Source organism: Devosia sp. Leaf64 (genome assembly GCF_001421945.1).
Lineage (GTDB): Bacteria > Pseudomonadota > Alphaproteobacteria > Rhizobiales > Devosiaceae > Devosia.
Genome location: NZ_LMLO01000002.1, coordinates 197,571 through 223,682 on the forward strand (window position 1 = coordinate 197,571; position 26,112 = coordinate 223,682).

Here is a 26,112-nt window from a genome sequence, read left to right on the forward strand (position 1 = left end):
ATCACATGAGCCAGTCGGGCGATAGTCTTTACCGCAAGGAGGCGCTGGATCGTCTTTCTTCGCCCGAGCAATTGGACGAGATGATCTCGATTTCAAGCACTGGCGCCTGGGCGGGGTTGATCGGGATTCTGTTGTTGGCCGCGACTTTTGTGGCCTGGGCGATCCTCGGCGCGATTCCGACGCGCATCGAGGGTCAGGGCATGCTGTTTTCCGGTGGCGGGCAGGTGGTCGATGCCGTCAGCCTCGCCTCGGGGACGTTGAGTACGGCAGGCTATTCGATTGGCCAGCACGTGCCGCGCGGCGCTGTGCTTGCGGAGATCGAACAGCCCGAAGTGGTGCTGCAGCTTGCAGCGGCGCGCGAGCGTGTTGTGGCGCTCTCGGATGCGCTCAACGTTCTTGAGGGGGAACAGGCCCGGCTCAGCAGTGCCAGAGCCAGCAATGCCGAGGCGCGTCGGGCGGCCTATGTCGATCAAGTCGCGGCCGCTGGGCAGCGGCAGGAGGCTTATGCGGCGCGGCTTGAGGCGCAGGAGCGGCTGGCGGCCAGCGGTAATGCGGCTAATGCAACGGTGCAGCAGGTGCGGGAGCAGTTGGCGTCGGCCAATCAGGATCTCGCTTCGGCCCGCGCAGGGCTTCTGACTATCGACGCTGATCTGTTGGCGGCGCAGGCGGTCGAGCAGCGCGACTTGCGTAATTCCCAACAGCAACTGGCTGCGGCGCAGGCGGAGGTCGCCCAATTGACCTTGCAGAATGACCAGTTCGGCAAGGTCGTCAGTCCAGTCGATGGCGTTTTGGTCGAATGGAAGGCGCCATTCGGGACGCAGGCGGGGGCTGGGCGGCCAGTGGCGAGCGTTGCGAGCGGAGAGGGACAGCTCCAGTTCATGCTCTATGTGCCGCCGGGCGAGGCCAAACGCATCACGACAGGCATGACGGTCAATGTGGAGCTCGAGGGCTTCAAGAAGGAGCAGTGGGGCACGCTGGTCGGTGAGGTTGTCTCGGTTTCGCCGTTTCCCGCGACCCCCGAGGGCATTCTGGCGGTGACGCAGAATACCACTCTGGTCGGTAAATTTTCGCAAGGCGGCGCGCCGTTTGCCGTCGTGGTGCAGCTTATTCCCGATCCATCGAGCCCAAGCGGCTATCAATGGTCGGGCGGCTCGGGCGCGACGACGCCCCTGAGCGCCGGAACCCTCGGCGGCGGCAAGGTGACCGTCGAAACGCGCAGCCCGCTCAGCTTTGTTCTGCCTTTCCTGCGACAGGCGGGCGGCGCGTGAGCGAAACAGTCTCCTTTGCGCACCGGTTCAAGCTGCCGCCGCGCCGGCGGAAGACGCCGAGTATTTTGCAGATCGAGGCGGTCGAATGCGGCGCGGCCTCGCTGGCGATGGTCCTCGCCCATCACGGGCGCTGGGTGTCGCTGGAAAATTTGCGACTCGCCGCTGGCGTGTCGCGCGATGGCACCAAGGCGAGCAATCTGCTCAAGGCCGCGCGCAGCTTTGGCCTCGTCGCCAAGGGATTTCGCAAGGAAGCAAGCCAATTGCACGAGGTGCGATGGCCGGCGATCCTCCATTGGAATTTCAACCACTTCGTCGTGCTTGAAGGCATCGTGGGCAAAAGCGCCTTCATCAACGATCCCGCTTCTGGCCGCCGGACAGTGTCGCTAAGCGAATTGTCGGACGCGTTTACTGGCGTCGTTCTGGCGTTCGAGCCCGACGATGGTTTCTTCCGAGAAGGTGCAAAACCGCTGGCCCTGCCGCTGCTGCTCGACCGGCTGCGCCATTCCAAGCTTGGTCTGCTGTTCGTCCTCGTCGCGTCGCTGGCTCTGGTGCTGCCGGGGATCGCACTGCCGGTTTTTTCACGCGTTTTTATCGACGATATTCTCATTGGGCGGCAGGAGGATTGGTTCGTGCCGTTTATCCTCGCGCTCGGCATCGTCATTGCCTTGCGCGGGGTGATGACGCTGATCCAGCAATGGGGATTGGTGCGGCTTGAGGCCAAGATTGCCGTGGTGCCGGCGACGCAATTGCTCTGGCGCATGCTGCAATTGCCGATGTCGTTCTTCATGCAGCGCCATCCGGGCGAACTGGCGAGCCGGCTGGGGGCAAATGACCGCATCGCGCAACTTCTCTCCGGGCAGTTGGCGACCAATGCCTTCAACCTTATCTCGGTGCTGGCCTATGGCGCCATCATGGTGTTTTTCAGCCCGATGCTGGCGCTTGCGGTGTTCGCCGTGCAGCTGGTGTATGCCTTCGTCATCACTTGGGGCGGTAAGCGGCAACTAGCGGGTGCGATCAAGCAAAGCACCGAAGTCGGGCGTTTGGTGGCGGCGACTCTGGGGCCGATCCGCGCCATTGAGACGGTCAAATCCTCCAATCTCGAAGAGCAGTTCTTTCATCGCTGGGCCGGCCATCAGGCGCGTCTTCTCAATATCCGGGCCGAACTTGGCGTCACCGAAGTGATCATCAATGCCGTGCCGGTTCTCTTGCAGGCGCTAACGGTCGTGTTGGTGCTTGGGCTCGGCAGTCTCCAAGTGATGAACGGCCAGATGTCGCTGGGCACGCTGGTGGCGTTTCAGGGCCTTGCGGCGAGTTTTGGGGCGCCTGTTTTGGGACTTGTATCCCTCGCCGGGCAGATGCAGATGATCCGTGCCGACCTGTTACGTGTGGCCGATGTGCTGCGCGCCAAGACAGATAGCGAGGCGGGACAGGATGGCGTGCCGCTTTCCGACGAGATCGACGTTCAATCCATCAGCTTTGGCTATAGCCCGCTCGATCTGCCGCTGATCGAAGACTTCTCGCTTGTGTTGAAGCCCGGTGCGCGTGTGGCGCTGGTTGGCGGATCGGGCAGCGGCAAGAGTACGGTGGGGCGTTTGCTTGCGGGGCTCGCAAAGCCTTGGGGCGGTGACATTGTCGTCGGGGGCGTGCCTGCGGATCGCCTGTCGCATGCGCGGCGGTCCGAGCTGCTCGGCTATGTCGATCAGGAGATATTCCTCTTTGAAGGCACAGTGCGCGAGAACCTGACGCTTTGGAATACCAATGTCGACGATGAGCGGATCGTCAGCGCCTTGGCCGATGCGGCGGTGCTGGACGATATCGTCGCGCGGCAGGGGCAGATCGATTGTCAGGTGGACGAGGGTGGAACAAATTTCAGCGGTGGTCAGCGGCAACGCTTGGAAATTGCACGGGCGCTGGTCGGCAATCCCAGTTTTCTTATTCTCGATGAGGCGACGGCGGCGCTTGATCCGGTTACGGAAAAACTGATCGACGACAATCTCCGCCGCCGTGGCTGCGGGTGCCTGATCATCGCGCATCGCCTCAGCACCATTCGCGATGCCGACGAGATCATCGTCATGAAGGCTGGGCGTATCGTGGAGCGCGGGGATCATGAGACGCTGATGGCGCTCAACGGCGAGTATGTTGCGCTGGTGGGGAGCTATTGAGCATGGCGCCCAACCTCTCCCCGCTGCGCGCCATGCCACCGGCTCCGCCGATTGAAGGCGGCAGCAACCGGCCTCTGAGCCTCGATGATGCGGCAGTCGCCTATCGCATCGTCAGTGGCTATGCCGATATTTTCGTGGCCGATGCTGCGGGGAATGGGCGTCGGCACCTGTTCCGGGCCAGCGATGGCGCCACCATGTTTGGCGGCGCCGCGACGGGCGGGACACTGATTGCAGTCGGGTCGCTCGGCTCGGCATTCGAAGCTGTTGCGGTTGATCTGGCATTGGCCGAAACGGCGCAGGTTGAGCGCTGGATCGAGGATATGAGCGCGGCGACTAGCCCGCGCGGCGAGGATTGGCCGGGATATCTGATCGAGGCGACGACGGCACTTGAACCCGGCAGCGATTACGGTGTGCCCGCGCGGCGATTGCTTTGGCTTCGGGTCGACGGCGGCGTTGTCCGATGGCAGGGGATGGAGCTAAAGGCTCGCACAATGATGCCAGCAATGGCGCCCGCGCGGTTCGATACTCCATCGGGCGGTCGACTGACGCTGATCGAGCGGCCGAGTGCAGTTCAGCAGCAGGATGCCATTGCCTCGCTCAATGGGTCTGTCGTGATGCTGATTGCGCAACGGCTGCAGGCGGAGCGCAGTCAGTCCGAAGCCGGTTTTGTCGGCCGGCAGCAGGTTTCCGATGCGGCACTGGCCGATGCCATGACGGCGCTGGTGGGGCGCTCGGAGGCGAGCCGGCCACTGCCGCGCGACCCGGCCTTGTCGGCGATCATAACGGTGCTGGCGGCGGCAGGGCACAAGGGGCCGGAATTGCCGAGGCCGCTGCCTATTTCCGATGGCGGCAACCGGCTGCTGCAGGTCCTTGGCTTTCTCGATCTGCCCTATCGTCCGGTACGGCTCGCCGGGGACTGGTGGAAACGCGATGGCCTGCCCTTCCTGGCCGAGACGCGGGACGGCAGGCCTCTGGCGATCGTGCCGATCGGTGGCGGTCGCTGGCGTGCGCGCGGACCGGGCGTGGATGGCGTGGTGACTGCCAAGCTGGTCGAAACGATCTCGGCTGGCGCGCTTCAGCTTTATCCAAGCCTTCCCGACCGGGCGCTCGGCATGCGCGATCTCCTTGGGTTCGGGATCAGCGGGGCGGGGCGTGATGTGCGGCGCATCGGCCTGATGTCGGTTTTTGCAGCGCTGACACTCATGGCCATGCCCTTCGCAACTGGTATTATTTTCGAAAGCGTCGTGCCGCTCGGGGATCGCTCGAACCTCGTGCAGATCCTCGTCGCGCTGTGTGCCTTGGCGCTCGGTCAAACTATGTTCGAAGTTGTCCGGGCGCTGGGCGTGGCGCGGCTGGAGGCGCGGCTTGATGCCAAGTTGCAAGCCGCCGTGGTTCATCGATTGCTGCATCTGCCGGTGACGTTCTTCCGTAAATTTTCGGTCGGTGATCTTGCCGAGCGAACTCTCGGTTTGCAGGAAATCCGCCAGTTGGTTAGTGGGAGCGCGCTTGCTGGCCTCTTTGGCGCCATCGGCATTGTTTCGGGCGGTACTGCCATGGCGCTGCTCGATTGGCGCATGGCGCTGATGGCCATCGTGCCCATTCTCGTAATTGCTGCTGTATCCGGGTTTTTGTCCTGGCGGCAGTTGCGCCATGAGCGCGAGCGCGTGCGCATCAATGGGCGCGTCGAGGGCTTTGTGCTGCAGTTGATGGTCGGCATTGCCAAGCTGCGCGGTGCGGCGGCCGAAAAACGTGGGCTAGCAGAATGGGCCTGGCGCAGTGCGCCGCAGCGGCATGCCTTTGTGCGCGCCCGCACGTGGGCTGGGCGGCAGGCCGTGGCGCAGGCTGTGTTTTATCCATTGGCGCTGTTGTCGATTTTTCTCATGGTCGTGGCGCTCGCCAAGGCCGATGCCGCGGGAGCGGCGCTGGCCGCGCTGTTGCCGGGTGGCGCAGGTGGAGCTGTCCCGGGAATAACAGCTGGAAAATTCGTCGCCTTTATCGCGGCCTTTGGCCAAGTCTCAGCGGCTATGGCAACGGCGGTCGGCGCGACCACGCAGATTTTGACTGTGGAGCCTTTGCTCGAACGCACCAAGCCATTGCTTGAAGCGACGCCCGAAAAGCAGGAGCGCGGCGAGGATCCGGGCCGCCTGACCGGCGCGCTCGAAGTGCGGCAGGTGCGGTTTCGCTATACCAGCGAAAGTCCGCTGGCCCTCGACGATGTGAGCTTCTCGGTGAAGCCGGGCGAATATGTCGCCATTGTCGGGCCATCGGGCGGCGGAAAATCCACCATTCTGCGCCTGCTGTTGGGCTTTGATCGACCCGAAAGCGGCGAGGTATTTTTCGATGGCAAGCCGGCCGAGCGGCTCAACCGGGCCATGTTGCGCTCGCAGATCGGCGTCGTTCTGCAGAACGGGCGGATTACCGTCGGCTCGATGTTCGAAAACATCGTCGGGGCGTCGGGACTTGGCATCGACGATGCCTGGACGGCAGCGCGGCTCGTCGATCTTGCCCGCGACATCGAAGCCATGCCCATGGGCATGCACACCGTGCTTACGGACGGCGGCGGTACGCTCTCCGGCGGGCAGAGGCAGCGCGTTTTGCTGGCGCGCTCGCTGGTGCGGCGGCCCAATCTCCTGCTGCTCGATGAAGCGACCAGCGCGCTCGACAATCGCACGCAGGCCATCGTCACCCAGACCTTGGCGCGCATCAACGTGTCGCGCATCGTCATCGCCCATCGCCTCAGCACCATTCGCGAGGTGGATCGTGTGCTGGTGCTCGAAAAGGGCCGACTGGTCGAAAGCGGCACTTATGACGACCTCATCAATGCCGATGGCCCGTTTTCCATTCTGGCCAAGCGCCAGCTGATCTAGGAAACACCCATGCGCAAGGTTCTCTACATTCTGGGGCAGCTCAACGATGAAGACGTCGAGTGGATGGCCCGCACCGGTCGCCGCATCAAGGCGCGTCATGCGAGCGTTCTGATCGAAGAGGGAAGGGCAACCGATGACCTGTTTTTCGTCATCGGCGGGGAGGCCGTGGTCAAGGTCAGCGGGGTCGGCGAGGTGGCGCGACTCGGGCGCGGCGAAGTTGTGGGCGAGATGTCACTGATCGATAGCGCGCCGCCGTCGGTAACCGTCGAAACGACGCCTGGCTCCCTGATCCTTGCCATCGACAAGCGCGCCATCGAGCTGCGTCTTCGCGACGAGCCGGGATTCGCAGGGCGCTTTTATAAGGCCCTGGCGATCTTCCTTGCCGATCGCCTGCGCAGCACCACCAACCGACAAAAGAGCAATTCGGGCATGAAGGCGGGCGCCATCATGGACGACGAACTGGACGAAAACATTCTCGATCAGGTGTCGCTGGCCGGAGCGCGCTTTGATCACATGATGTCCATCCTCTCTGCCGCACGCGCCTAGCCCTTCGATCACATTTTACGCGACTATCTTCCTCATGCGAATGAATTTAGTCATTCTCCTCCATCCGCTGCGAATTGAGACGGTAGACAGCCCCCATGGCAGACAGTGCGGCGCCCAGCCAGGCCATCCATTCCAGTGCGCTGTCGCAAGAGGAAAACTACGAACAGTGGCGCATGGGCTGGCGAGCCTTTTTGAGGCCAATCCGCTCGATGGCGAACTCGACACGTTCAGCGCCGATATGGCGACCTATAATCTTGGTAGTTTCCTGATCGGCAAAACCAGCGCCTCGCCGCAGACCTTTCAACGCGATGCCAATCTGGTCTCGGCCGTGGGTGTAGATCATCTGCTAGTGCAGCTTTACGTCAATGGTAGCTGCGAATTCGATGTAGAAGGCTATCAGACACGCGGCAAAGCCGGCGATCTCGTCTGTTTCGATCTATCGCGGCAGATGAAATCAGCGACGACGCAGCTCGATACCATCAGCCTCGTCGTGCCGCGCCAATTGATGGCCTGGCGCCGACGACATTCGACACGCTGCACGGGGCCGTTCTGGATGGGGAAACCTCCCTTGGCATTTTGCTGCGCGAACATTTGCTGTCGCTCGCCAAGGTGGCGCCGCGGCTCGGTGGCCCCGATGGCAAACTGGCGACTGAAGTGGGGGCGGTACTGATTTCGGCGGGGCTGTCGGCGGCTGTGACGGGGCAGGCTTCTGAGGCTGATCTCCTTGGCACGGGCGTCCAGGCGATCCAGGGCTTTATCGAAAAGCATCTTGTCGACGAAAACCTGACGCCTGAGATGGTCATGCGCCATTTCGGTCTGTCGCGGTCGGCGCTTTACCGTACGTTCGAGCCCTTGGGCGGGGTGGCCGATTATATCCGCGACCGGCGGCTCAATCGGGCATTCCTACGGCTATCGTCGGTCGGGACCAATCGCGGCGTCGTCGCCAAGCTTGCCTATATGAACGGCTTTTCCAATGAAGCGGCATTTTCCCGCGCCTTCCGCCAGCGTTATGGCATGAACGCGCGCGAGGCGATCATTGAGGCTGGCCGTCGGGCGGCCAGCAAGAGCGATATTGTGGAGGCGGATCAGAACTGGATGCAGGCCTGGCTCAAGGGTCTCAATGCCGCTGGCACAGGCGCCTAGTCACTGCAAAGGCCGCGTTAGGGACGAAAACACAGCGGTTTGGGATGAAACCGATTGAGCCTCCGCTCTCGGAGGGTCAGGCAAAATGGTAGCTTGGCTCATCATTGAGGGAGGGTAATGATGGCAAACGAAACCAAGAAGCCTGCAGCAAAGACGCTAGCGAAAGACGAAATGCCCGATAGCGTGCTCGATAAGGTCGCTGGCGGTGACAAGAGAGAGGGTGGCAGCAAGGGTTATGGGACCGAACCTGACGATCAGTACGGCAAGTACGACCGCGGCTGAGCCTTTGCGCCGGTCGCGAGGGTGGTGCTTGTCTCCTCGCGACCTGTGCATCCAATTCTATGAAGCCTGAATAAATACGGAGACGATTGTGACCCTGAAGCCGAAATCGAAGCCCGCCGTGACCGGCAAGACGGACGAACTGCCAGACGCTGCGCTCGATAAGGTAGCGGGCGGGGGGCATTTTGGTGCCCAAGGCGGCGATCCAGTAGGCGCAGTCGTCTTGCGTCCTCCTGAGGTAAAGCCGTCCTAACCTAATCGCGGCCAAACAGCCTGCGATGGTCAGCCTACTGCTCACAGTGTTCGACAAAATGACCGAGAAGACCGGGATGAAACCCACCACGAAAATTTCGAAAAAAGCCAAGGATGAATTGCCGGATAGTGCCCTGGATAAGGTTGCTGGCGGAGGAGGCGGCCTCAACTCTCAAGCCACTGAAACGGTTACCTACAGTCGCGGCAGCGAGATCAAGGACACTTAAGGCGCCCACACGACCAGAATAATCAACCAGATAACCTTGCAGCAGATGTGCAGGGCCTGGTCGATGTTGAAGGAAATCGCCCCGCGGCATTTCGTGTCGTCGATAATGGCGTGGACGATGGTTTCCAATACGCCGAGGATCAGGCTGCCTGTCGCGAGAAACACCAGCCCGCCATGGATCACGGCGTGCGCCGCCAAGGCATGATACCATGGCGTGCCAGGCAAGGGATTGAACCGGTTCTTGGCCTTGGCCAGGAAATCGCCCTGAAGCGGATAATCGCCCAGCATGTGCCCAAAGATCATGAGGGCAAAAATCTCGACCGGACCGAAGGGCATGGCGTGTTTCCCCGGCCCGCGCTGACGTCTTGAGGCCGTCCGGTTTGGATAGCGCCTTGGCCGTAAAAAACCTAGTCGCCTGCCCCGACGCTTCGTCCCATTCTGCCGCGTTTTTGTTTTGCACTGCTATTGAGCATGCAAGGAAGGCCTAGTTCTATATCCGTCTTCCAAGGGCACACCTTTTTGCGGTTGGCTTCGAGGCATCTTTTGAAAAACGAACGAGGTGTTCGGCATGGCCAAGCGCATCGAGAAAAGCGATCTGCCGGTGAAGACTTGCTTGGTCTGCGAGCGCCCTTTCGTCTGGCGCAAGAAGTGGGCCAAGGTTTGGGATGAGGTCAAATATTGCTCTGACGCTTGCAGGGCCCAAAGAAATAGCAAGGTGGGATAGCGGCGTAATTCGGCGTGCCATTCATCCGCAGCGGCGCCTGTCAGCCCGATGGTGAAGGTCGTTCGGCAGCTTGCTCTTGCATGCATGATTTGAGGCAGAACGTTTCCTACGAAGCTATATCAACAAAAGCAGCCGCTTCCGCCGGTTGTAAGACGGGAAAAAGACTTGCCATCTTCAGGTCCCGCAATCCCTAAGCTATTTATCTATAAAAATACTAGACTTATGCTGGCGCCCTGTACCAAGGGGATCATGCATGACCTATCGCCTCAGCCTGCTCGACAAGAGCCCGATTGCCAAGGGCGAAACCGCCCACCGGGCTTTGCAGCGGACGATTGCCTATGCGCAACGGGCGGAAACGCTGGGCTATCATCGGTTCTGGGTCGCTGAACACCACAACGCGCCCGAGCTTGCGAGTTCGTCTCCCGAGATCCTGATCGCCGCTTTGGCGACCTCGACCAAAACCATCAGGGTCGGGTCCGGCGGGGTCATGCTGCAGCACTATAGCCCCTACAAAATCGCCGAAAATTTCAATCTTCTCGAAAGCCTCGCCCCGGGACGCATCGATATCGGGATCGGCAAGGCGCCCGGCGGCTTGCCGCTGTCGACCAAGGCGCTGCAGGCCGGCCGCGACGCTGCAGTCCGTCCCGACTTTGCAACCCAACTGCGCGAGTTTAACGCCTATCTGGGCGAGGGCACTGGCGATCGCGTGGAAGGTCTTTCCGCGACGCCTCAACCGGCCAGCACCAGTGAGCGCTTCCTGCTCGGGGCGAGTGTCGAAAGCGCCGAACTGGCCGCGAGTCTTGGCTGGAACTTCGTGTTCGCCCGCCACCTCAATGGTGATGATGTCGCGCTGGCAACGTCCATTTCGACTTATCGCGATCTGAACCATCGCACTCCGATCGTGGCACTGGCAGCCATCGTTGAGAAGGATGGCAATAAGGCGCGCGAAACCGCAGCCGGCTTCACGCCCTTCCGCGTCACCATCCCGGGCGGTCAAAGCGTCACCGTCGGCAGCGAGGCGCAGGCCGCCGAATATGCTCGTCAGGCCGGCGTCACCGACTTCAAAGTTGAAAAGCGTAAGGCCAATGTCCTTGCCGGCGATGGCCACGACATCGTTGCGGCGCTCGATGCGCTCGCCCGCCAATATGGCATCGAAGAATTCATTCTCGATCTTTTCAATCCCGGCGATAGCCGCCTCGACGCCATCGGATTGATCGCCGATGCGCGTGAGCGCGCTGCCGCGCCGACAGCACTTTCCGCCTGATTTTTCGGAGATAGACCATGACCAAGACCCGCATTCCGTTCGGCCTGATGCTGCATGGCCCGGGCGGCCATATGAATGCCTGGAAGCATCCAAGCGGCCCCGCCGATGCCTCGGTCAATTTCCAATTCCTGCTAGAGCAGACCAAGAAGGCCGAAGCGGCCGGCATCGCCTTCGCGTTCGTTGCCGATGGGCTCTACATCAACGAGCAGTCGATCCCGCATTTCCTTAACCGGTTCGAGCCGATCGCCTTGCTTTCTGCGCTGGCAGCAACGACCAGCACGATCGGCCTCGTCGGTACGCTGTCGACCTCATATAGCGACCCGTTTACCGTGGCGCGGCAGTTTGGCTCCATCGATCTCCTGAGCAACGGCCGCGCCGGCTGGAATGCGGTGACCTCGCCTCTTGAAGGCTCTGCCAAAAATTATGGCCGCGTCCAGCATCCCAACCACGCCCTCCGCTATGAAATCGCGGCCGAGCATATCGAGATCGTCAAAGGGCTCTGGGATAGCTGGGACGACGGCGCCTTTACCCGCGACCGCGCCAGCGGCCAGTTTGCCGATTTCGCCAAGCTCCATCGCCTCGATTTCAAGGGCAAGTTTCACTCCGCTGAAGGCCCACTCAATATCGAACGCTCGCCACAGGGCCAGACCGTGCTGTTCCAGGCCGGTGGATCGCCGGCCGGTATCGAGCTTGCCGGTCGCCATGCCGATGCTGTTTTTGCGGCCTCCACATCGATCGACGAAAACCGAGTGCTGACCCAAAAACTCAAGCAAAGCGCCATCGCCCACGGCCGCGGGGCCGATGCCATCAAAATCCTGCCCGGCGTCGGCATCATCGTCGGCTCGACCGATGAGGAAGTCGAACGCAAATATCAGGAGATCGCGGGTCTCGTGAACATCACCGAAGCGCTGCATTATCTCGGGCGCTATTTCGATCACCACGATTTCAGCCAATACGATCTCGACGCGCCATTCCCCGAATTGGGCGAAATCGGCCGCAACAATTTCCAGTCGGGCACCGATCGGATCAAGACCCGAGCCAAGGAGCATGGGCAAAGCTTGCGCGAGGTCGCTCTCGAACAAACGACGCCACGCAGCGAATTTCAGGGCACTCCGGAGCAGATCGCCGACAAGATCGAGGAATGGGTCGATACCGGCGCCGCCGACGGCTTCGTTCTTGGCTTTCCGGTCTCGGCACAAGGCTGGACCGATTTTGACGGACAGGTCTTGCCCATCCTCGAAAAGCGCGGCCGCCATAACCGCGAGCAGATCGGCACGACGCTACGCGATCATCTCGGCCTGCCGTTCCGCGAAAGCCGCTATGCATTGCCCGCGGAAAAGGCAGCCGGCTGACCGACCAACCGCGGGGGGCTTTGCGGCTCTCCGCCCCACTTAATAACCATCAGCGCGGAGGCCCGGTCGTGACCGACAGCTTTCTCTATACGCTTCCCACCGATCCCGTGGCCCTGCCGCTCGTCGAGCAACTGACCGAAGAGTACCAAACCCGCTACGGCAATTATTTCGAAGAGGGCGGCGCAGCACAGGAAATGAACCGCTATCCGCCAGAGCGCTTTGGCGCGCCCGATGGCGCATTTGTCCTGCTTCTGCGGAACGGAAAACCCATCGCTGGCGGCGCTTTCATGCGCTACGACGAGACGACGGCCGAGTTCAAACGCGTCTGGACCGATCGTGATCATCGTCGCCAGGGCCTCGCGCGGAAAATTCTCGTCGAGCTCGAAGCGCAGGCGCTGCGCCAAGGATATGGCCGGGTCTATCTTACGACCGGCTTCCGCCAACCCGAAGCGCGCGAGCTTTATCTGCGCACCGGCTACACCGCGCTTTTCGATCTTCAAGCCGATCCGGAAAGCATCCAGATTCTGGCATTCGAGAAAGCGCTCGTCGCACCGCGTGCAGCATTTGCGAATGAAAATGGCAGTGCGCTGCAAGCCGCCGTCGCGCGCAAATAGTTTCCTCTCCTCTCCAAACACAGAATGGCGTCGCTTCTCAACGCCACCACTCTCAAATTAATATATACTAACTCTGTAGATTAAAGGTGTGGCCATGGCTTCGGTTACTGACATCGGTTTGGAGAGCGCCCCCAAGCGCACCGCGCCGCAAGACCTTCACCGCCTCAAAGTGGTCGAGGCACGTCATCCCTGGCGCGTCGCCGGAACCATTTTTGCGGCTGCCGTCATCCTCATCACGCTCCACTCGGTGTTCACCAACGAGCGCTGGGGTTGGCCGGTCTTCGCGGAATATTTCTTCTCCGCCCCAGTGCTTTCAGGCCTCGGGCGAACCCTGATGCTTACTGGCATTGCCGCCGTCATCGGCTTTATCCTTGGCGGCCTTCTGGCTTTCGCCCGGGTATCAAAGTCGCCGCTGCTGTCGGGGCTTTCCTGGGGCTATATCTGGCTCCTGCGCTCGATCCCGCTGATTGTGCTGCTGCTCGTGCTCAACAATCTTGGCTATCTCTACGCCAGCATCAATCTTGGCGTGCCGTTCACCGATATCCTCTGGGCCCAGTTCGATACCGTTCAGACGCTGAGCCCCTTCGCCGTCGCGATTATCGGCCTCAGCCTCAACCAAGCTGCGTTCTCGTCCGAGATTATCCGCGGCGGTATTCTCTCTGTCGATCAGGGTCAGCACGAAGCCGCTGCCGCTCTTGGCCTCAGCAGTTGGCGCCAGGCAGTGCATATCGTTCTCCCGCAGGCCATGCGCGCCATTCTGCCTTCGGGCTTCAACGAAATCATCGGCTTGGCCAAGGCAACGTCCATCGTCTACGTGCTGGCGCTGCCCGAGCTGTTTTACACTGTGCAGGTGATTTATCGCCGCAATCTCGAGGTCATCCCGCTCCTGATGGTCGCAACCGTCTGGTACCTCGTGATCATGGTCGTGCTCTCGGGCTTCCAGTATCTCGTCGAGCAATACTATTCGCGCGGCGCCAAGCGCGAAGCTCTGCCGCCGCTGGTCGATCGCTTCTTCCGCACTATTGGCCGCAAGGCGCCGGATGCAGCACCCGTCTCGCCCATGTCAGTGGTCGCCGGTCGCAAGCCGCTTGCCGGTTTCGAAAGCGGCCGTATCGGTGGCGAAGTGTCGATCCACGGCGTCAACAAGTCCTTCGGCGCGCTCAAAGTGCTCGATAAGATCGATCTGACCGTGCACTCTGGCGAGGTGGTGGCCATTATCGGCCCATCGGGCGCCGGCAAATCGACACTTCTGCGCACCATCAATCATCTGGAGCGCGTCGATGCCGGTATCGTCGCCATCGATGGCGAGCTCATCGGCTACGAACGACGCGCCGACACGCTCTATGAACTCAAGGAGCCCGCCATTCGCCGCCGCCGCGCCGGTGTCGGCATGGTGTTCCAGAACTTCAATCTTTTCCCTCATCTCACGGCGCTGGAAAACATCATCGAAGCGCCTGTGTCGGTGGCCGGCGTTCCAAAGGACGAAGCCCTGGCGCAGGGCAGGGATCTCCTCGCGCGGGTCGGGCTTGCCGATAAGGCTGATGCCTATCCCCGTCATCTCTCTGGCGGCCAGCAGCAGCGCGTTGCGATTGCTCGCGCGCTGGCGCTACGGCCAAAAGTTCTGCTCTTTGATGAACCGACATCGGCGCTTGATCCAGAGCTCGTCGGCGAAGTGCTCGACGTGATCAAGGAATTGGCTAAATCCGGCACGACGCTCGTGATCGTCACCCATGAAATCGGCTTCGCCCGCGAAGTCGCCGACCGCATCGTCTTCATGGAAAACGGACGGATCCTCGAAATCGCGCCGCCAGAACGCCTCTTTAGCGCGCCCTCGCACAGCCGAACTCGCGAGTTCCTCGCCAAGGTTCTCTAGCCACTCCCAACTCTGCGCCCTCCTCCCTCTTCCATGCCGGTCAGCGGCAGGATGGCGCACGTCCAGATCTCAACCCCGGTTTTATCATGCTTCTCAGACGTTCATTCCTTATCGGCGCCACGGCGCTTCTTCTTGCCGCCGCACCAGCCGCCGTCTTCGCTCAGGCCTTTGATCTCAGCCCCAATCCGCCAAGTCGGCTCCATGCCGAAAAGGTCGACGCGATCGCAGCGCTCCTGCCGGCCGATTTCGATTATGCCAAGGATGGCGTTCTCAGCATCGCCATCGCCGCCGGCGCCCCGCCGATTTCGACCTATGCCACCGATGGCGCGACGGTCGTCGGGTTCGATCCCGACCTCGGAAGGCTTGTAGGCGAGGTGCTTGGCCTCGAAGTTGAAATCGTCCCCATTGCTTGGATCGATTGGCCGCTGGGTCTCAGCAGCAGCAAATATGATGCCGTCATTTCAAATGTCGGCGTGACCGAGGAGCGCAAGGAGAAGTTCGACTTCTCGACCTATCGCAAGGGCGTCCACGGTTTTTACGTCAAGGCCGATAGCCCGATCACCTCGATCAAGGAGCCTAAGGATATCGCGGGCCTCCGGATCATTACCGCATCGGGCACCAACCAGGAGCGGATTACGCTCGAATGGGATCGGATCAACCAGGAAGCTGGGCTCGCACCGGTCGAGATTCAATACTACGACGACGATGCCGCCTCTGACCTCGCCATCGCTTCCGGTCGCGCCGATGTCGAACTCAACCCCAATGGCCCGCTGGCCTATAAGGCGGCGCTGACCGGCAATACGAAACTGGTCGGCACGATCAGCTCCGGCTGGCCCAATCCAGCCGAGGTAGGCGTGACGACCCGCAAGGACAGCGGCCTTGCCGAACCCTTCACCGCCGCCATCAACCACCTCATCGAGACCGGTACTTACGCCAAGCTCCTCGAGCAATGGAACCTGACGCCCGAAGGCGTCGAGCAATCTCAGACCAATCCACCGGGCCTGCCAAAACCCTGACTAGTTTAGGGGCCGGTCGACCCAACGACGATCGGTCCCTCGCGCGGGCGGTGGCTTCCCTCCTTCCCTGTTCCGCCCGCGCCCCCTCCTTCTCGAGACAGACCATGACCGCGCACATCAAAGAGATTGGCTTCCTCATTCCTGGCAATTTCGACAATGCCGCGCCCTCTGCCGGCATCGAGGATACGCTCGAGGTCATCGCTCAGGGCGAGCAGCTCGGCTTTGACAGCGCCTGGGTACGCCAGCGCCACCTCGAGCCAGGCATCGGCTCTGCTGCCGTGTTTCTTGCGGCCGCCAGCCAGCGCACCAGCACTATCCAACTGGGGTCAGCCGTGATCCAGATCGGCTATGAAAGCCCATTCCGGCTCGCCGAGGACCTCTCAATGGTCGATGTGCTCTCGGGCGGTCGGCTTAATGTCGGCCTCAGTGCCGGCGTGCCACCGCATAGCCATCTCATCGCGCACCTGATCCATGACGGCGACTGGCGCCAGCATGATCTGAGCCATGCGCGGATCCAGCGGTTTCGCGACAATCTGCGCGGTGATTATCTCGGGGACGAAGAGACCTTCGTGGCAACGCCTTTTGGCCCGCAGCGCCCACGCCTCCAGCCGCATGCGGAGGGCCTGGTCGATCGTCTCTGGTATGGCGGCGGCTCGCTGCGGTCGGCGCGATGGGCGGGCGAGAATGGCTTTAACCTCCTCACCGGCAATGTCATTTCCGGCGAAGGAACGGATGATTTCCATCTGGCCCAGGTCAATCTGATCAACACCTGGCGCGAGGCTTTAGGCGGGCGGTCTGGGCGCGTTGCCCTTGGCCGCGTCATCGTCCCGACGGACTCGGCGCCGCCCTCGCGTATCACGCGTTATGAGGCTTTTGCCGCGTCGCGTTTCGATCGCACGCTGAAGCCACAGGGCGAACGCCGCACGCTTTTTCCGCGCGATCTCGTCGGACCTGCCGAGCAGATCGTCGAATGGCTGCTCGATGATCCGGTGCTGCCGCTCGTCTCGGAGCTGCGCCTCGAACTTCCCTACGAGTTCAAGCGCGAGGAATACGAGCAGATCCTTTCGGACACGATCACCCGCATCGCGCCGGCCCTGGGTTGGCGCGCAAAACCCCAGCCCGCTCTCGCGGCCGAATGACTTTGGCTCCGGCGCCCGCGCGACGCCAAGCCCTCCCTTAAGCGCACTTTTTCCGACATCTGGATGAAATCATGAAAACTACTCTTCTTGCCGGCTTTGCCATTCTGGCGCTTGCGACTGCCGTGCACGCGGCCGAGTTCGATCTGAGCCCGGAGCAGCCGGCCCGCCTCAAGGCCGAACCCAACCAGGAAGCCATTGCGGCGATTCCGGCTGATTTCAAATTTGCTGCCGAAGGCAAGTTTACCGTCGCGGTTTCGCCTTGGGACCCACCGATCGCCACCTATGCGACGGACGGCCAAACGGTAGTAGGTGCCGACCCGGACCTCGCATCGCTAATCGCCGACTCCCTAGGCCTCGAGCTCAATCTCGTCGCCACCGCCTGGGCCGATTGGCCGCTCGGGGTCACTTCGGGCAAGTATGATGCGGTGATTTCCAACGTCACGGTCACCGAAGAGCGCAAGGAAAAGTTCGACTTTTCGAGCTACCGCCAGGACGTCGTAGGTTTTTATGTCCGCAACGATAGCCCCATCCAATCAATCACCGAGCCCAAGGATGTCGCGGGGCTAAAAGTCATCACCGGCGCCGGGACTAATCAGGAAAAGATCATCCTCGAATGGGATCGCCTCAACCAGGAAGCGGGCCTCGCACCGGTTGAAATCCAGTACTACGACGACTCCGCGGCCAGTACGCTTGCCTTGCAATCGGGCCGTGCCGATGTCGAGTTCAACCCCAACCCAACGCTGTCCTATTCCTCGGCCGTGAGCGGCGATACGCGCCTCGTCGGCGTGCAAAGCGGTGGCTGGCCGGCAAAGGCTGAGATCGCGGCAACGACGCGCAAAGGGTCCGGTCTGGCAGAGGCCGTGACCATCGCGATCAATGGCCTGATCGAGAAAGGCCTTTACGGCAAGACCCTCGAACGCTGGAACATCAGCGCTGAGGCGGTGGAACAATCCCAGACCAATCCTCCGGGCCTGCCCAAGACCTGACGCATCAAAACGACGGCCGTGCGAGAGCCGGCCGCCCCATGCTCTCAACCAGAGTGGAGTTCACCATGGCGCATGACCGGCTTTTTCTGATCGATCCCGGCTTTGAGGTTACGGGCCGGGACGATGGACCTTTCGTCTGTCCGTTCTGCAATCAGATTGAAGGGCTGCTCGCCAGTTTTCCGCAGCTATCGCTTGATATCGAGGTGGTCCGGGTAGCATTTCCCCGACCACGACAGGAGGTCGTGGCCTTGGTCGGCGAGGCAAACCAAGGGCTTCCGCTGTTGATCCTCGGCGATAAGCCACCCGGTGATGCGCGCGTGCACGATGGTCTGCATTTTGTTTCCGACACCGAGCGCATTCTGGAATTGCTTGCCGAGCGGCATAGGTTTCCGCGGCTTCTCCGACCAGCGGCGGGGGCGAGCAAGGTCGCCTGAGCTCAGGCTGCGAAAGTGGCCTCAAGGCTCGTTGCCGAGCGTTTGGACAGCGTGCAGGCATGACGCTCGGCCGTGCCCTTGATGACCAATTCGAATTCGTCGGGGACGATCATCGGCAGGGAGACGGCAAACTCGGCGCCGCCATCCCAGAGCGATCGGATGGTGCAATCGTATGTCGATCTGCCGCCATCGAAGATGACCTGGCCGGCTTTGAGCACGCGGCGCCGGTTGGGCTTTGGTGGTTCGGTCGGCGCGTCCGACCCGCACACCTGGTTGCGGCCGGAGCGCTTGGCGACATAGAGCATCTGATCCGCGCGTTCGAGCAGCGTATCGAGATCGTCGCCCTCGCCGATGGTCGAGACGCCGAAGGATGCAGTGACTGCAATGGGCGGGAATGTTCCAGGAAAATCAAGCGCTTTAACGATGGCCCGGAGTTTTTCGGCGGTCGCCATCGCCGCCTTGTGCTCGGTGCGGGGGAGGATAATCGCGAACTCTTCCCCGCCGACGCGACCGACGAGATCGCTCTCACGCAACCCGTCCTTGAGGGCCTTTGCGACCGACGCCAGCACACGATCGCCTGCCGCATGGCCATAGGTGTCGTTCACCTGCTTGAAGTGGTCGATATCGAAGGCGATGCAACTAAGCGGCGCCGCATAACGGATAGCGAGGGCGAGATGTTTGACCGCCTCATCCTGGAAGGCACGCCGGCTTCTCGCGCCTGTAAGCACGTCCGTCGATGCCTCCTGTTGCAGCTCCAGCTCGTGCATGACGATGGCTGCAAGATGGGTAAGGATGGCGGTGTCGCGTTCGCTGAACTCGCGGGCGGTGCCGTCGATCGCGCACACGGTGCCGATGGTCAGGCCGTCGCCTGTCATGATTGGCGCACTGGCATAGAAGCGCACTTTGGGCCCGCCCGTGACATGCGCATTGTCGAAAAAGCGCTCGTCCTGACTGGCATCGGGCACGATCAGCGGCCGGCCCAGTTGCAGCGTATCCTTGCAAAACGTGCTGTCGAGAGAGACTTCGGTATTCTCAAGGCCATCGACGGCCTTATACCACTGGCGATGGGCATCAATCATCGACACGATGCCGATTTCGACCCCGAAGATCAGCTTGATCAAGGCCGCAACGCGGTCAAAGACCATTTCTCCCGGCGTGTCCAAAATGCCAAGCCGCTCGAGGGCATCGAGACGGTTGGGATCGGCGGCCACCTGACGATAATCAGGTGTAAGGGATGTTGGCATGGTCTTGTCCTGACGCTACGGACATTGAAGTTTCACCATCAAGGGCATGACGGCATTCTGCGCGCTGTCTGGGCCAAAAAATGTTCAGCGACAAGGGGATTTGAATTAATCTCTAGAGGCTGACACGGCACGCACTTCGGCCAGCCTATTCTCGGCATAATCATCCTTCCAGCAGACGGCAGCCTCCCATGCGGCAGAGGCTTGGGCCGCGGCATCACCCTCGGCGCCCTCCAACGCGCCGCCATTAAACGGCAGGACGAGATCGAGGAGGGGCACATCGACATGGGCTTCATCCCAATCGACAAGGCCGACCCGATCGCCTGTCATGAGGATATTGGCCGGGTTGTTGGGATTGCCGTGGACGACGCACATTTCGTGCCCCGCAAGACGGGCCCAAGCCGCGCGGCAGCGTTTGACGGCTTCGTCCGGCATGGCGGTGAGATCGATGCGGGTGCCGTGATTGGCGCGCAATAATTCGAGCGACGCCTTCCAGCCCGGGCGTTGAGGCCAATTCGCTGTCAGTCGATGAAGCGCGCGCAGCGTCTCGCCTACGCGCCGCCAATCGCTGGCATCGGCCGGCGGTCCACCCTCGATAAAGGTCATCACCATCAGCCCATGCGCGAACGGCCTGCCATCTTTTGTAGGGATCGGCACGGGCACGGTCAGGCCTGCGCGATCGAGGTGCTGCAGCAGCGCGACCTCCCAGGCAAGATCGTCAGCGCTCCGCCTGCCCAAGCGCGCCACCGCGATTGTGCCGCCGATATCGACGCTCCACACATCGTTGGACGAGCCGCCGGTGAGCGGTTTTATCCGCGTCGCGTCCCAAAGTGTCAGCGCATCCCAACTCATTTGCGGTTCAAATCATCAGCCCTTGCTGGCGATGAGCATGCCACAGGATTGGAGGGCCGGGAATAAGTCGGGAGGCGGCGCGGAAAATGCCATGCGCCGGGGCGGGGATATCTGGTTACGGTTTGGGATCTTTCCGCGGGACGTCCTTGAGCTGATCCATGAGGAAAGCGTGGGTTGCCGCATTGGCGACGATCAGTGTGCCGGTCTTTTCAAAAATGTCCGGACCGCGGCCCCACCAGTCGGTGACGATCCCGCCGGCTTCTTCGACGAGCAGAATCCCGGCGGCGGTGTCGACGAAGCCGGTTTCCTCAAAGTAGCCGGTGAGGCGCCCGCAGGCGACATAGGCGCAGGAATTGGCGGCGCTGCCGACGATGCGGACGGCGCCGGTCGGCGCGCGGATGGCGTCGAGCCGGCTATAGGCGCCGGGATAGAGCTGCAGGTTCGGTGTTGGGAGGCCTGTGCCGATGCACATCATGGCCACATCGGTTGAGCGGCTGACATGAAGGCGCTCGCCATTGAGAAAGGCGCCGCCGCCCTTGAGCGCGGTGAACATCTCGTCGGAGACGGGATTGTAGATGAGGCCGCACATGGTTTCGTTGCCCCGGCGGAGGGCGATGGTGATTGTATAATGCTGGCCATTGAGGAAATTGGTCGTCCCATCGATCGGATCGACGAGCCAGCGATGGGTCTCGTCATCACGTTCGGCCGGCGCGAACTCTTCGCCCGTCAGGCCCCAGGGATAGGCGGAAAGCAGGCGCTCGCGGATCAGGGTTTCAGAGTCGCGATCGGCATCGGAGACGAAGTCGCCCGGGCCTTTGACGCCGATTTCGAGATCGCGGAAACGCGCAAAATGCTCAAGGGTGAGTGCGCCGGCCTCACGGGCGGTGGCGACCATGTCGGCGAGAATGTTTGGGTAATCGTGGCTCATGAGGCAAAGGCTGCGGCGAGCCCCTCCGGATCGTCCGTCGTGATCTGATCGACCTTGAGCGCGAGAAGGCGCTCGATCAGCGGAATGGTTGATGAATCCACTTGGCGTATCGTCCAGGCGTCGATGCGCTTGCCGGCCGCGTGGATGGGCGCGACGATATCGAAGCCGGACTTATCTGCGGCGAGGACAATTTCGTAGGCGAGGTAGATCATGTCCGCGTCTGGGGCGGTCGCGAGGGCCTCGGAAATGAAGGTCTGGTAGTCGCCGGTCGCTTGTAGCTTGGCGAGGGATTCCCCGTAGCAAGGGTCGTAACCGCTGCGCAGTTTCGGGGCCGAATTCGTTAGCATTCCGATAGCATCGAAGTCGCCGCCGGAGAGAATAAGGTAATCGGCGACAGGCGCGACACTCGCGCCGAAATTGGCGACGATACTTGGCGTGAGGGCGGCGTGGCCTTCCTTGAAATCGAGCTGCAGCAGTGCGTCGGGGTGCGGCTTCTCTTTGGAAAGAAGCGCACAGAGGTCTTCGAGCAGCATAACCTTGTCAGCGATCGGCTGGCCGTCATTGCCGCGAAGGTTCAGCTCGCGGAGAACCGAGGCCGGCGTTTCGCGGACGAGGCCCGTGCCGGTGGTTTCGGCATCGAGCGCGAAGTTATGAAGGATAGCGCAGCCGTGGTCGGCGTGGATAACGAGATCGACTTCGACACTGGCCCCGAGGCGCATGGCTTCGAGGATGCGGCTGCCGGTGAACACCGGATCGATTGGCTTGCGCCGGCCGCGATGCCATTTGATAGAAGTGCGGTGACCATCCCGCTCGAGATAGAGGGGATCGCTCATGGGGCGCTCCGGAACACCTGGACGTCGTCGCGATAGGCGGCGACGGCGCGGGGCATGAGGTTGACGCCTTGACCGTGCTGGAACTGGCCGGGCTGATTGACCATGGCTTTCAGGCGCTTGCCATCTGGGAGGTCGAAATCGACGAGGCCATGGGTGCCGTAATCGGTGACGCGATGGACTTTGCCGGCGCCGGGTTCAGCCGGGACGATATCAAGCGCTTCGGGGCGGACGGCAAGGGTGGTCGGGCCGTCGCCGATGGCGAGCGGATGGGAGAAACCGGCGCGGGCGAACTGGCCGTTGCTGACCGTGCCTTCGATGAGATTCATCGTGCCGATAAAGCCTGCGACGAAAGGCGTCTGCGGGTTGCGATAGACGACGTCGGGGCGATCGATCTGCTCGGTGCGGCCATCGCGCATGACGACGATGCGATCGGCCATGGAAAGGGCCTCGTCCTGGCCGTGCGTGACGAAGAGCGTCGTGATCCCGACGCGCTGCTGGATGTCGCGGACTTCTTCGCGGAGGCGTTCACGCAAATGCTGGTCAAGGCTGGCAAAGGGTTCGTCGAGGAGGAGGATTTTGGGTTCGAGCACCAGCGAGCGGGCCAAGGCGACGCGCTGCTGCTGGCCGCCCGAAAGCTGGGTGACGCGGCGCGAGCCATAGCCGCCAAGACCGACGAGCTCGAGCACGGCTTCGACGCGGCGCTTGATTTCGTCTGCCGGCAGGCGACGGAGTTTGAGGCCGAAGGCGAGGTTTTTGGCGACGTCCATGTGCGTCCAGAGCGCGTGGCTCTGGAACACCATGCCCGTCGGACGCTTTTCCGGCGGCGTGCGGGTGATGTCTTCGCCATCGATGGCGATGAGGCCCGAGGTTGGGGTCTCGAAACCTCCAACCATGCGGAGAAGCGTCGACTTGCCCGAGCCCGAGGGGCCGAGCAGGCAGACGAGTTCGCCGTCCGCGACTTCGAGGGAGAAGGAGTCGACAGCCTTGGTGCCGCCGGGGAAGAGCTTTGTGACGTCTTTGATGGTGAGGACGGACATTTTTATTCCTAGGTCACGCGGTCGCGGGGAAGGGTCGCTGCGCGACTGGAGAACGGTGAGTTTGGCCACACCCCCTCCCGGCCTCCCCCATCAAAGGGGGAGGTGAAGGGACGGTGGTTTAGGCGAGAAGCTGCCTCAAACTGGATCGGACACCTCCCCCTTGATGGGGGAGGTTGGGAGGGGGTGTGCTGGGCCATGCTCAAGCACCGAACCCCTTGGCAAACGAACCCGAATTGACCACCCGCCTTGCAAACAAGAGGGCGATGAAGCTGGGGACCCACAGCAAGACCGAGAGCACCGCGCCGTATTGGATGACGGGCTGGTTGTTGATGAAGGAGATCATCAGAACCGGGAGGGTGCGGACTTGGGGGGCGCCGATGAGCCAGGCGCCTTCGGTTTCGTAGAAGGTACCGACAAAGCTGAGGAGAATGGCGGCGGCGATGGTCGGGCCGGCTTGTGGCAGGGTGATCGACCAGAAGACGCGCAAGGGTGAGGCGCCAACGTCGCGGGCGGCTTCTTCCATCTTGCGATCGACCGACTGGAAAGCGGCGACAGGGATCCAAATCATGAACAGCAGCGTGCCGACGAGCTGGATGAGGACGACGCCCCAGAATGTGCCGATGAGGTTCAGTTGCAGGAAGATGCCGGCAATGGCGACGAGAAGCCCGAACTTCGGGAAGGCGTGCCCGGCGAGAAACGAAAAGAACAAAATATCGCGGCCGGGGAAGTCGAGGCGGGCAAAGGCGTAGGCGGCAGGGAGGCAGATGACGGCGGAGAGCACCGTCACCGTGGTCGCAAGCGTCAGGCTCATGGTGATCGAGGACCAGACATCGGCGCGGGCCAGGGTCTGGTACCAGAATTTGAGTCCGAATTCCTGCGGGATGACCGAAGGAAAGCGCCAGACATTGGTGAAGGCCCAGGTGCCGACGACGAGGAGCGGGGCGACGATGACGAGGGTCAGGACGACGGCGAAAAAGATGCCGGTCCAGTCGATCGGCGCTCTGATTTTTACAGCGGTGCTCATGTCAGGGCGTCCTGTTCTTGGCGACGGAGCGCACATAGAAGAGCCCGAAGACGATGCAGAAGCCGAAGGTAATCACGGCCTGGGTGATGGCATTTGTCGGATCGAAAAGATCGCGGAAGGTGCGCTGCATGAAGGGGCCCATCATTTCCGGAGCGGCAGGACCGAGCACATAGGGCAGGGTGAAGGCCGAGAAGATGCCGAGTACGGCAAAGGAAATGGCGACAAGGATGGAATTGGAAATGCGCGGCAGGATGATGTGCCAGAGGAGCGCGAAGCGCCCCGCGCCGACATCGCGTGCGGCCTCAATCGCCTGATTGGACACATTGCCGAGGCCTGAAAGAAGGATCAGGACGGTCAGCGGGATATTGTCCCAGACAAGACCGATTACCGGACCCCAGGGGGTCAAATAGGGCGATTTGATCTTGGGGAGACCTACCGAATTGAGGAGCAGATCGACGGTGCCGTTTGGCCCCAGGACGCGGATGAATGCGAAGCTGAGGATGATGGAAGGCACGAACATCGGGAAGATGGCGAGGCCCTGCACATAAGCGGCGATCTTGGAATTGGAAAAGCGCAGATAGAGCGCGATCGGCAAGCAAATCACGAGGAGCAGCACGGCGCAGACGCCGGTGGTCCAGAGCGTGATCGAGAGGTTCGCCCGGCTATAGGGATCGCTGACGAAGAACTCGTAGCTTTCCGTCGAAAAGGTGCGCCCGCCATCGGGCGTCGGCAACCAGAGGGTCTGGATCACCGCCGAAATGATCGGCCAGATGATGAGCCAGAGAACGAGAAGAACGGGCACGGCCACGAGCAAGAGGCCGATCGGCCTCTTGCGTTGCGTGGGTGCGGGCGCCAGGGCGCCCGCTTCTGTCGATGTCACGAGGCAGGGTCCACGTTCGGTGCAACGGCGCGGTACCAGCCATCATTGATGGCGGTTTCCCACTTGCCGCCCGGGAAGGTCGGGATCGATTCCGGGATGATATCGGCGAAGCGTTCACGCAGGTCTGCTGCAACATAGTCCCAGGAGACGCCGGGGAAGCCGCCGAGTTCGGTGAGAACGGCAGACTGGATTTCCTCGGTGAGGAGGAAGTCGGCGAGCTTGAGGGCGGCATCCTTGTTGGCGCCGTTCGAGAGCACGGCGATATAGGTGAAGCCGCCGGGAAGGCCGAGATCCTGCAGCTGGACGAGGCCGGTGGTTTCCGGCAGCACGCCCTGCTGGATGGCCGAGAGGGCCTGATCGGACCAGGCCGGGATCATGGTGACGGCCGACTGGCCGAGCAGCTGCAGCGACTGGGTATTGCCCGAAGTATAGGCGCCGTTCTCAAAGAGCGACGGGGCGAGGTCGTTGAGCATGGCCCAGGCGGGGGTCAGGGCTTCTTCGGCAAATTCAGGGGTGAAATTGTCGACGGTGAATTTCTTGGGGTCATTGCCATTGGCTTCGAAAATGGCGCGACGGACGAAATTGCCACCCGAGCCGCCCTTGTTGGGACGGTTGTAGATGAACTGGCCCGGATTGGCCTTGATCCAGGTGACGAGATCGGCCCAGGTCTTGGGCACATTGGCCGGATCGAGCTTGGTCGTGTCATAGGCGAGGAGTACCTGCGACCCGCGATAGGGGAGGCGGGTCGGAATGTCGTTGGCGAGCGGATTGACCTTGGAATAGTTCGAAAGGCCAGCGGCGGAGAAATCGACGAAGAGGCCCTTGTCGATGGCGCCGGCATTGACGCGGGTGTCGTAACCTTCGAAAAGATCGGCCTGCGGATCGGCGCCGCTCGCGAGGGCCGCAAGAGCACGGTCGCCGATGGCGGCAACGCCGGGGCCGTCGCCACCGTCAACCAGATTGAGCGTGATGCCGGAATTGGCGGCTTCGAATTTCGGTTTTACCACATTGGTCCAGAAGTCGATGACGTTCTGGTCCGAGGTGAAATAGACGTCGATCACGCCTTCGGCAGCGAAGGTCATGCGGGGCATCAGGGTCACGCCAGCCGAAATAGCGGCGGCGGAAATCAGGAAATGGCGGCGTTTCATCAGTCTCTCCCGTGTCGGCAGCTC

General features: G+C 61.7%; 27 protein-coding genes. 18 read left to right on the top strand and 9 right to left on the bottom strand.

The genetic code is table 11. The features are described from left to right. Window positions 1-5 precede the first annotated feature (5 nt). The 9 genes from ASE94_RS21365 (at window position 6) to ASE94_RS01060 (ending at window position 8,744) form a co-directional block, all read left to right on the top strand. A complete protein-coding gene (locus ASE94_RS21365) occupies window positions 6-1,268 on the top strand; it encodes an NHLP bacteriocin system secretion protein (protein WP_062628835.1) in 1,263 nt (420 codons plus the stop codon). Beyond that, window positions 1,265-3,430 (top strand): NHLP family bacteriocin export ABC transporter peptidase/permease/ATPase subunit, encoded by a 2,166-nt coding sequence (locus ASE94_RS01035; protein WP_062628836.1) that lies wholly within the window; start codon window positions 1,265-1,267, stop codon window positions 3,428-3,430. Before ASE94_RS21365 ends, ASE94_RS01035 begins: the two co-directional genes overlap by 4 nt. A 2-nt stretch (window positions 3,431-3,432) precedes the next feature. Beyond that, complete coding sequence (locus ASE94_RS01040; RefSeq protein WP_062628837.1) at window positions 3,433-6,297, top strand: NHLP bacteriocin export ABC transporter permease/ATPase subunit; 2,865 nt, start codon at window positions 3,433-3,435, stop codon at window positions 6,295-6,297. A 9-nt stretch (window positions 6,298-6,306) separates the two neighbouring features. Continuing rightward, window positions 6,307-6,843, top strand: a complete 537-nt coding sequence (locus ASE94_RS01045; RefSeq protein ID WP_062628838.1) for a cyclic nucleotide-binding domain-containing protein — start codon at window positions 6,307-6,309, stop codon at window positions 6,841-6,843. 166 nt (window positions 6,844-7,009) lie between these two features. Continuing rightward, on the top strand, window positions 7,010-7,513 hold the full coding sequence (locus ASE94_RS21210) for a hypothetical protein (RefSeq protein WP_062628839.1): 504 nt from the start codon (window positions 7,010-7,012) through the stop codon (window positions 7,511-7,513). Further along, on the top strand, window positions 7,420-7,986 hold the full coding sequence (locus tag ASE94_RS21215) for a helix-turn-helix domain-containing protein (RefSeq protein ID WP_200913552.1): 567 nt from the start codon (window positions 7,420-7,422) through the stop codon (window positions 7,984-7,986). Before ASE94_RS21210 ends, ASE94_RS21215 begins: the two co-directional genes overlap by 94 nt. 120 nt (window positions 7,987-8,106) lie before the next feature. Continuing rightward, window positions 8,107-8,268 carry a hypothetical protein gene (locus ASE94_RS20785; protein ID WP_156351731.1) on the top strand — a complete coding sequence of 54 codons (162 nt, stop codon included), beginning with the start codon at window positions 8,107-8,109 and terminating at the stop codon, window positions 8,266-8,268. An 88-nt stretch (window positions 8,269-8,356) separates the two neighbouring features. Further along, a complete protein-coding gene (locus tag ASE94_RS20790; RefSeq protein ID WP_156351732.1) occupies window positions 8,357-8,518 on the top strand; it encodes a hypothetical protein in 162 nt (53 codons plus the stop codon). A 58-nt stretch (window positions 8,519-8,576) separates the two neighbouring features. Further along, window positions 8,577-8,744 carry a hypothetical protein gene (locus ASE94_RS01060; protein ID WP_156351733.1) on the top strand — a complete coding sequence of 56 codons (168 nt, stop codon included), beginning with the start codon at window positions 8,577-8,579 and terminating at the stop codon, window positions 8,742-8,744. Here ASE94_RS01060 and ASE94_RS01065 read toward each other — a convergent pair. Continuing rightward, window positions 8,741-9,079 carry a DUF3307 domain-containing protein gene (locus tag ASE94_RS01065; protein WP_062628842.1) on the bottom strand — a complete coding sequence of 113 codons (339 nt, stop codon included), beginning with the start codon at window positions 9,077-9,079 and terminating at the stop codon, window positions 8,741-8,743. The two genes, ASE94_RS01060 and ASE94_RS01065, sit on opposite strands and share 4 nt — an antisense overlap. Window positions 9,080-9,311: 232 nt before the next feature. On the opposite strand from ASE94_RS01065, the gene ASE94_RS20365 reads away from it, so the two are divergent. The 9 genes from ASE94_RS20365 (at window position 9,312) to ASE94_RS01105 (ending at window position 18,145) form a co-directional block, all read left to right on the top strand. Then, complete coding sequence (locus tag ASE94_RS20365) at window positions 9,312-9,467, top strand: DUF2256 domain-containing protein (RefSeq protein WP_082460709.1); 156 nt, start codon at window positions 9,312-9,314, stop codon at window positions 9,465-9,467. 253 nt (window positions 9,468-9,720) lie between these two features. Next, window positions 9,721-10,731, top strand: a complete 1,011-nt coding sequence (locus ASE94_RS01070) for an MsnO8 family LLM class oxidoreductase (protein ID WP_061911634.1) — start codon at window positions 9,721-9,723, stop codon at window positions 10,729-10,731. A 17-nt stretch (window positions 10,732-10,748) separates the two neighbouring features. Next, entirely contained in the window at window positions 10,749-12,083 is a 1,335-nt protein-coding gene (locus ASE94_RS01075; protein WP_062628843.1) for an LLM class flavin-dependent oxidoreductase, read from the top strand. Window positions 12,084-12,151: 68 nt separating this feature from the next. After that, window positions 12,152-12,697, top strand: coding sequence for a GNAT family N-acetyltransferase (locus ASE94_RS01080; RefSeq protein WP_061911636.1), 546 nt, complete (start codon window positions 12,152-12,154; stop codon window positions 12,695-12,697). A gap of 94 nt (window positions 12,698-12,791) precedes the next feature. After that, a complete protein-coding gene (locus tag ASE94_RS21555; RefSeq protein ID WP_082460710.1) occupies window positions 12,792-14,570 on the top strand; it encodes an amino acid ABC transporter permease/ATP-binding protein in 1,779 nt (592 codons plus the stop codon). Between the two features lie 86 nt (window positions 14,571-14,656). After that, on the top strand, window positions 14,657-15,586 hold the full coding sequence (locus ASE94_RS01090; protein WP_082460711.1) for an ABC transporter substrate-binding protein: 930 nt from the start codon (window positions 14,657-14,659) through the stop codon (window positions 15,584-15,586). Between the two features lie 104 nt (window positions 15,587-15,690). Continuing rightward, a complete protein-coding gene (locus ASE94_RS01095) occupies window positions 15,691-16,725 on the top strand; it encodes an LLM class flavin-dependent oxidoreductase (protein WP_062628845.1) in 1,035 nt (344 codons plus the stop codon). Between the two features lie 71 nt (window positions 16,726-16,796). Further along, on the top strand, window positions 16,797-17,711 hold the full coding sequence (locus ASE94_RS01100) for an ABC transporter substrate-binding protein (RefSeq protein ID WP_062628846.1): 915 nt from the start codon (window positions 16,797-16,799) through the stop codon (window positions 17,709-17,711). 65 nt (window positions 17,712-17,776) lie between these two features. After that, window positions 17,777-18,145: a DUF3088 domain-containing protein gene (locus ASE94_RS01105; RefSeq protein ID WP_062628847.1), complete on the top strand. Its 369-nt coding sequence runs from the start codon at window positions 17,777-17,779 to the stop codon at window positions 18,143-18,145. Window positions 18,146-18,147: 2 nt separating this feature from the next. Here the strand turns inward: ASE94_RS01105 and ASE94_RS01110 are convergent, their stop codons facing one another. From ASE94_RS01110 to ASE94_RS01145, 8 genes are all read right to left on the bottom strand, one after another. Continuing rightward, window positions 18,148-19,389 carry a sensor domain-containing diguanylate cyclase gene (locus ASE94_RS01110; RefSeq protein ID WP_082460712.1) on the bottom strand — a complete coding sequence of 414 codons (1,242 nt, stop codon included), beginning with the start codon at window positions 19,387-19,389 and terminating at the stop codon, window positions 18,148-18,150. Between the two features lie 105 nt (window positions 19,390-19,494). Continuing rightward, window positions 19,495-20,238, bottom strand: coding sequence for a phosphotransferase (locus ASE94_RS01115; RefSeq protein ID WP_062628849.1), 744 nt, complete (start codon window positions 20,236-20,238; stop codon window positions 19,495-19,497). Window positions 20,239-20,353: 115 nt separating this feature from the next. Further along, window positions 20,354-21,166 (bottom strand): inositol monophosphatase, encoded by an 813-nt coding sequence (locus tag ASE94_RS01120; protein WP_062628850.1) that lies wholly within the window; start codon window positions 21,164-21,166, stop codon window positions 20,354-20,356. Then, window positions 21,163-21,999: a glycerophosphodiester phosphodiesterase family protein gene (locus ASE94_RS01125; protein ID WP_062628851.1), complete on the bottom strand. Its 837-nt coding sequence runs from the start codon at window positions 21,997-21,999 to the stop codon at window positions 21,163-21,165. Before ASE94_RS01125 ends, ASE94_RS01120 begins: the two co-directional genes overlap by 4 nt. Next, window positions 21,996-23,036 (bottom strand): ABC transporter ATP-binding protein, encoded by a 1,041-nt coding sequence (locus ASE94_RS01130; protein ID WP_062628852.1) that lies wholly within the window; start codon window positions 23,034-23,036, stop codon window positions 21,996-21,998. The genes ASE94_RS01125 and ASE94_RS01130 overlap by 4 nt, the downstream gene beginning before the upstream one ends. A 199-nt stretch (window positions 23,037-23,235) precedes the next feature. After that, window positions 23,236-24,060, bottom strand: a complete 825-nt coding sequence (locus tag ASE94_RS01135; protein ID WP_062628853.1) for an ABC transporter permease subunit — start codon at window positions 24,058-24,060, stop codon at window positions 23,236-23,238. 1 nt (window position 24,061) lies between these two features. Beyond that, complete coding sequence (locus ASE94_RS01140) at window positions 24,062-24,940, bottom strand: ABC transporter permease subunit (protein WP_062628854.1); 879 nt, start codon at window positions 24,938-24,940, stop codon at window positions 24,062-24,064. Beyond that, window positions 24,937-26,088 carry an extracellular solute-binding protein gene (locus ASE94_RS01145; RefSeq protein WP_062628855.1) on the bottom strand — a complete coding sequence of 384 codons (1,152 nt, stop codon included), beginning with the start codon at window positions 26,086-26,088 and terminating at the stop codon, window positions 24,937-24,939. The genes ASE94_RS01140 and ASE94_RS01145 overlap by 4 nt, the downstream gene beginning before the upstream one ends. Window positions 26,089-26,112 lie beyond the last annotated feature (24 nt).

Coding starts and splice junctions, on each gene's coding strand:
- ASE94_RS01095 (WP_062628845.1), top strand. CDS start 15,691: ATGACCGCGCACATCAAAGAGATTGGCTTCCTCATTCCTGGCAATTTC.
- ASE94_RS01115 (WP_062628849.1), bottom strand. CDS start 20,238: ATGAGTTGGGATGCGCTGACACTTTGGGACGCGACGCGGATAAAACCG.
- ASE94_RS01110 (WP_082460712.1), bottom strand. CDS start 19,389: ATGCCAACATCCCTTACACCTGATTATCGTCAGGTGGCCGCCGATCCC.
- ASE94_RS01130 (WP_062628852.1), bottom strand. CDS start 23,036: ATGTCCGTCCTCACCATCAAAGACGTCACAAAGCTCTTCCCCGGCGGC.
- ASE94_RS20365 (WP_082460709.1), top strand. CDS start 9,312: ATGGCCAAGCGCATCGAGAAAAGCGATCTGCCGGTGAAGACTTGCTTG.
- ASE94_RS01045 (WP_062628838.1), top strand. CDS start 6,307: ATGCGCAAGGTTCTCTACATTCTGGGGCAGCTCAACGATGAAGACGTC.
- ASE94_RS01060 (WP_156351733.1), top strand. CDS start 8,577: ATGACCGAGAAGACCGGGATGAAACCCACCACGAAAATTTCGAAAAAA.
- ASE94_RS01135 (WP_062628853.1), bottom strand. CDS start 24,060: ATGAGCACCGCTGTAAAAATCAGAGCGCCGATCGACTGGACCGGCATC.
- ASE94_RS21365 (WP_062628835.1), top strand. CDS start 6: ATGAGCCAGTCGGGCGATAGTCTTTACCGCAAGGAGGCGCTGGATCGT.
- ASE94_RS01105 (WP_062628847.1), top strand. CDS start 17,777: ATGGCGCATGACCGGCTTTTTCTGATCGATCCCGGCTTTGAGGTTACG.
- ASE94_RS01090 (WP_082460711.1), top strand. CDS start 14,657: ATGCTTCTCAGACGTTCATTCCTTATCGGCGCCACGGCGCTTCTTCTT.
- ASE94_RS21555 (WP_082460710.1), top strand. CDS start 12,792: ATGGCTTCGGTTACTGACATCGGTTTGGAGAGCGCCCCCAAGCGCACC.
- ASE94_RS01125 (WP_062628851.1), bottom strand. CDS start 21,999: ATGAGCGATCCCCTCTATCTCGAGCGGGATGGTCACCGCACTTCTATC.
- ASE94_RS01070 (WP_061911634.1), top strand. CDS start 9,721: ATGACCTATCGCCTCAGCCTGCTCGACAAGAGCCCGATTGCCAAGGGC.
- ASE94_RS01040 (WP_062628837.1), top strand. CDS start 3,433: ATGGCGCCCAACCTCTCCCCGCTGCGCGCCATGCCACCGGCTCCGCCG.
- ASE94_RS01120 (WP_062628850.1), bottom strand. CDS start 21,166: ATGAGCCACGATTACCCAAACATTCTCGCCGACATGGTCGCCACCGCC.
- ASE94_RS20785 (WP_156351731.1), top strand. CDS start 8,107: ATGGCAAACGAAACCAAGAAGCCTGCAGCAAAGACGCTAGCGAAAGAC.
- ASE94_RS01100 (WP_062628846.1), top strand. CDS start 16,797: ATGAAAACTACTCTTCTTGCCGGCTTTGCCATTCTGGCGCTTGCGACT.
- ASE94_RS01065 (WP_062628842.1), bottom strand. CDS start 9,079: ATGCCCTTCGGTCCGGTCGAGATTTTTGCCCTCATGATCTTTGGGCAC.
- ASE94_RS01145 (WP_062628855.1), bottom strand. CDS start 26,088: ATGAAACGCCGCCATTTCCTGATTTCCGCCGCCGCTATTTCGGCTGGC.
- ASE94_RS01075 (WP_062628843.1), top strand. CDS start 10,749: ATGACCAAGACCCGCATTCCGTTCGGCCTGATGCTGCATGGCCCGGGC.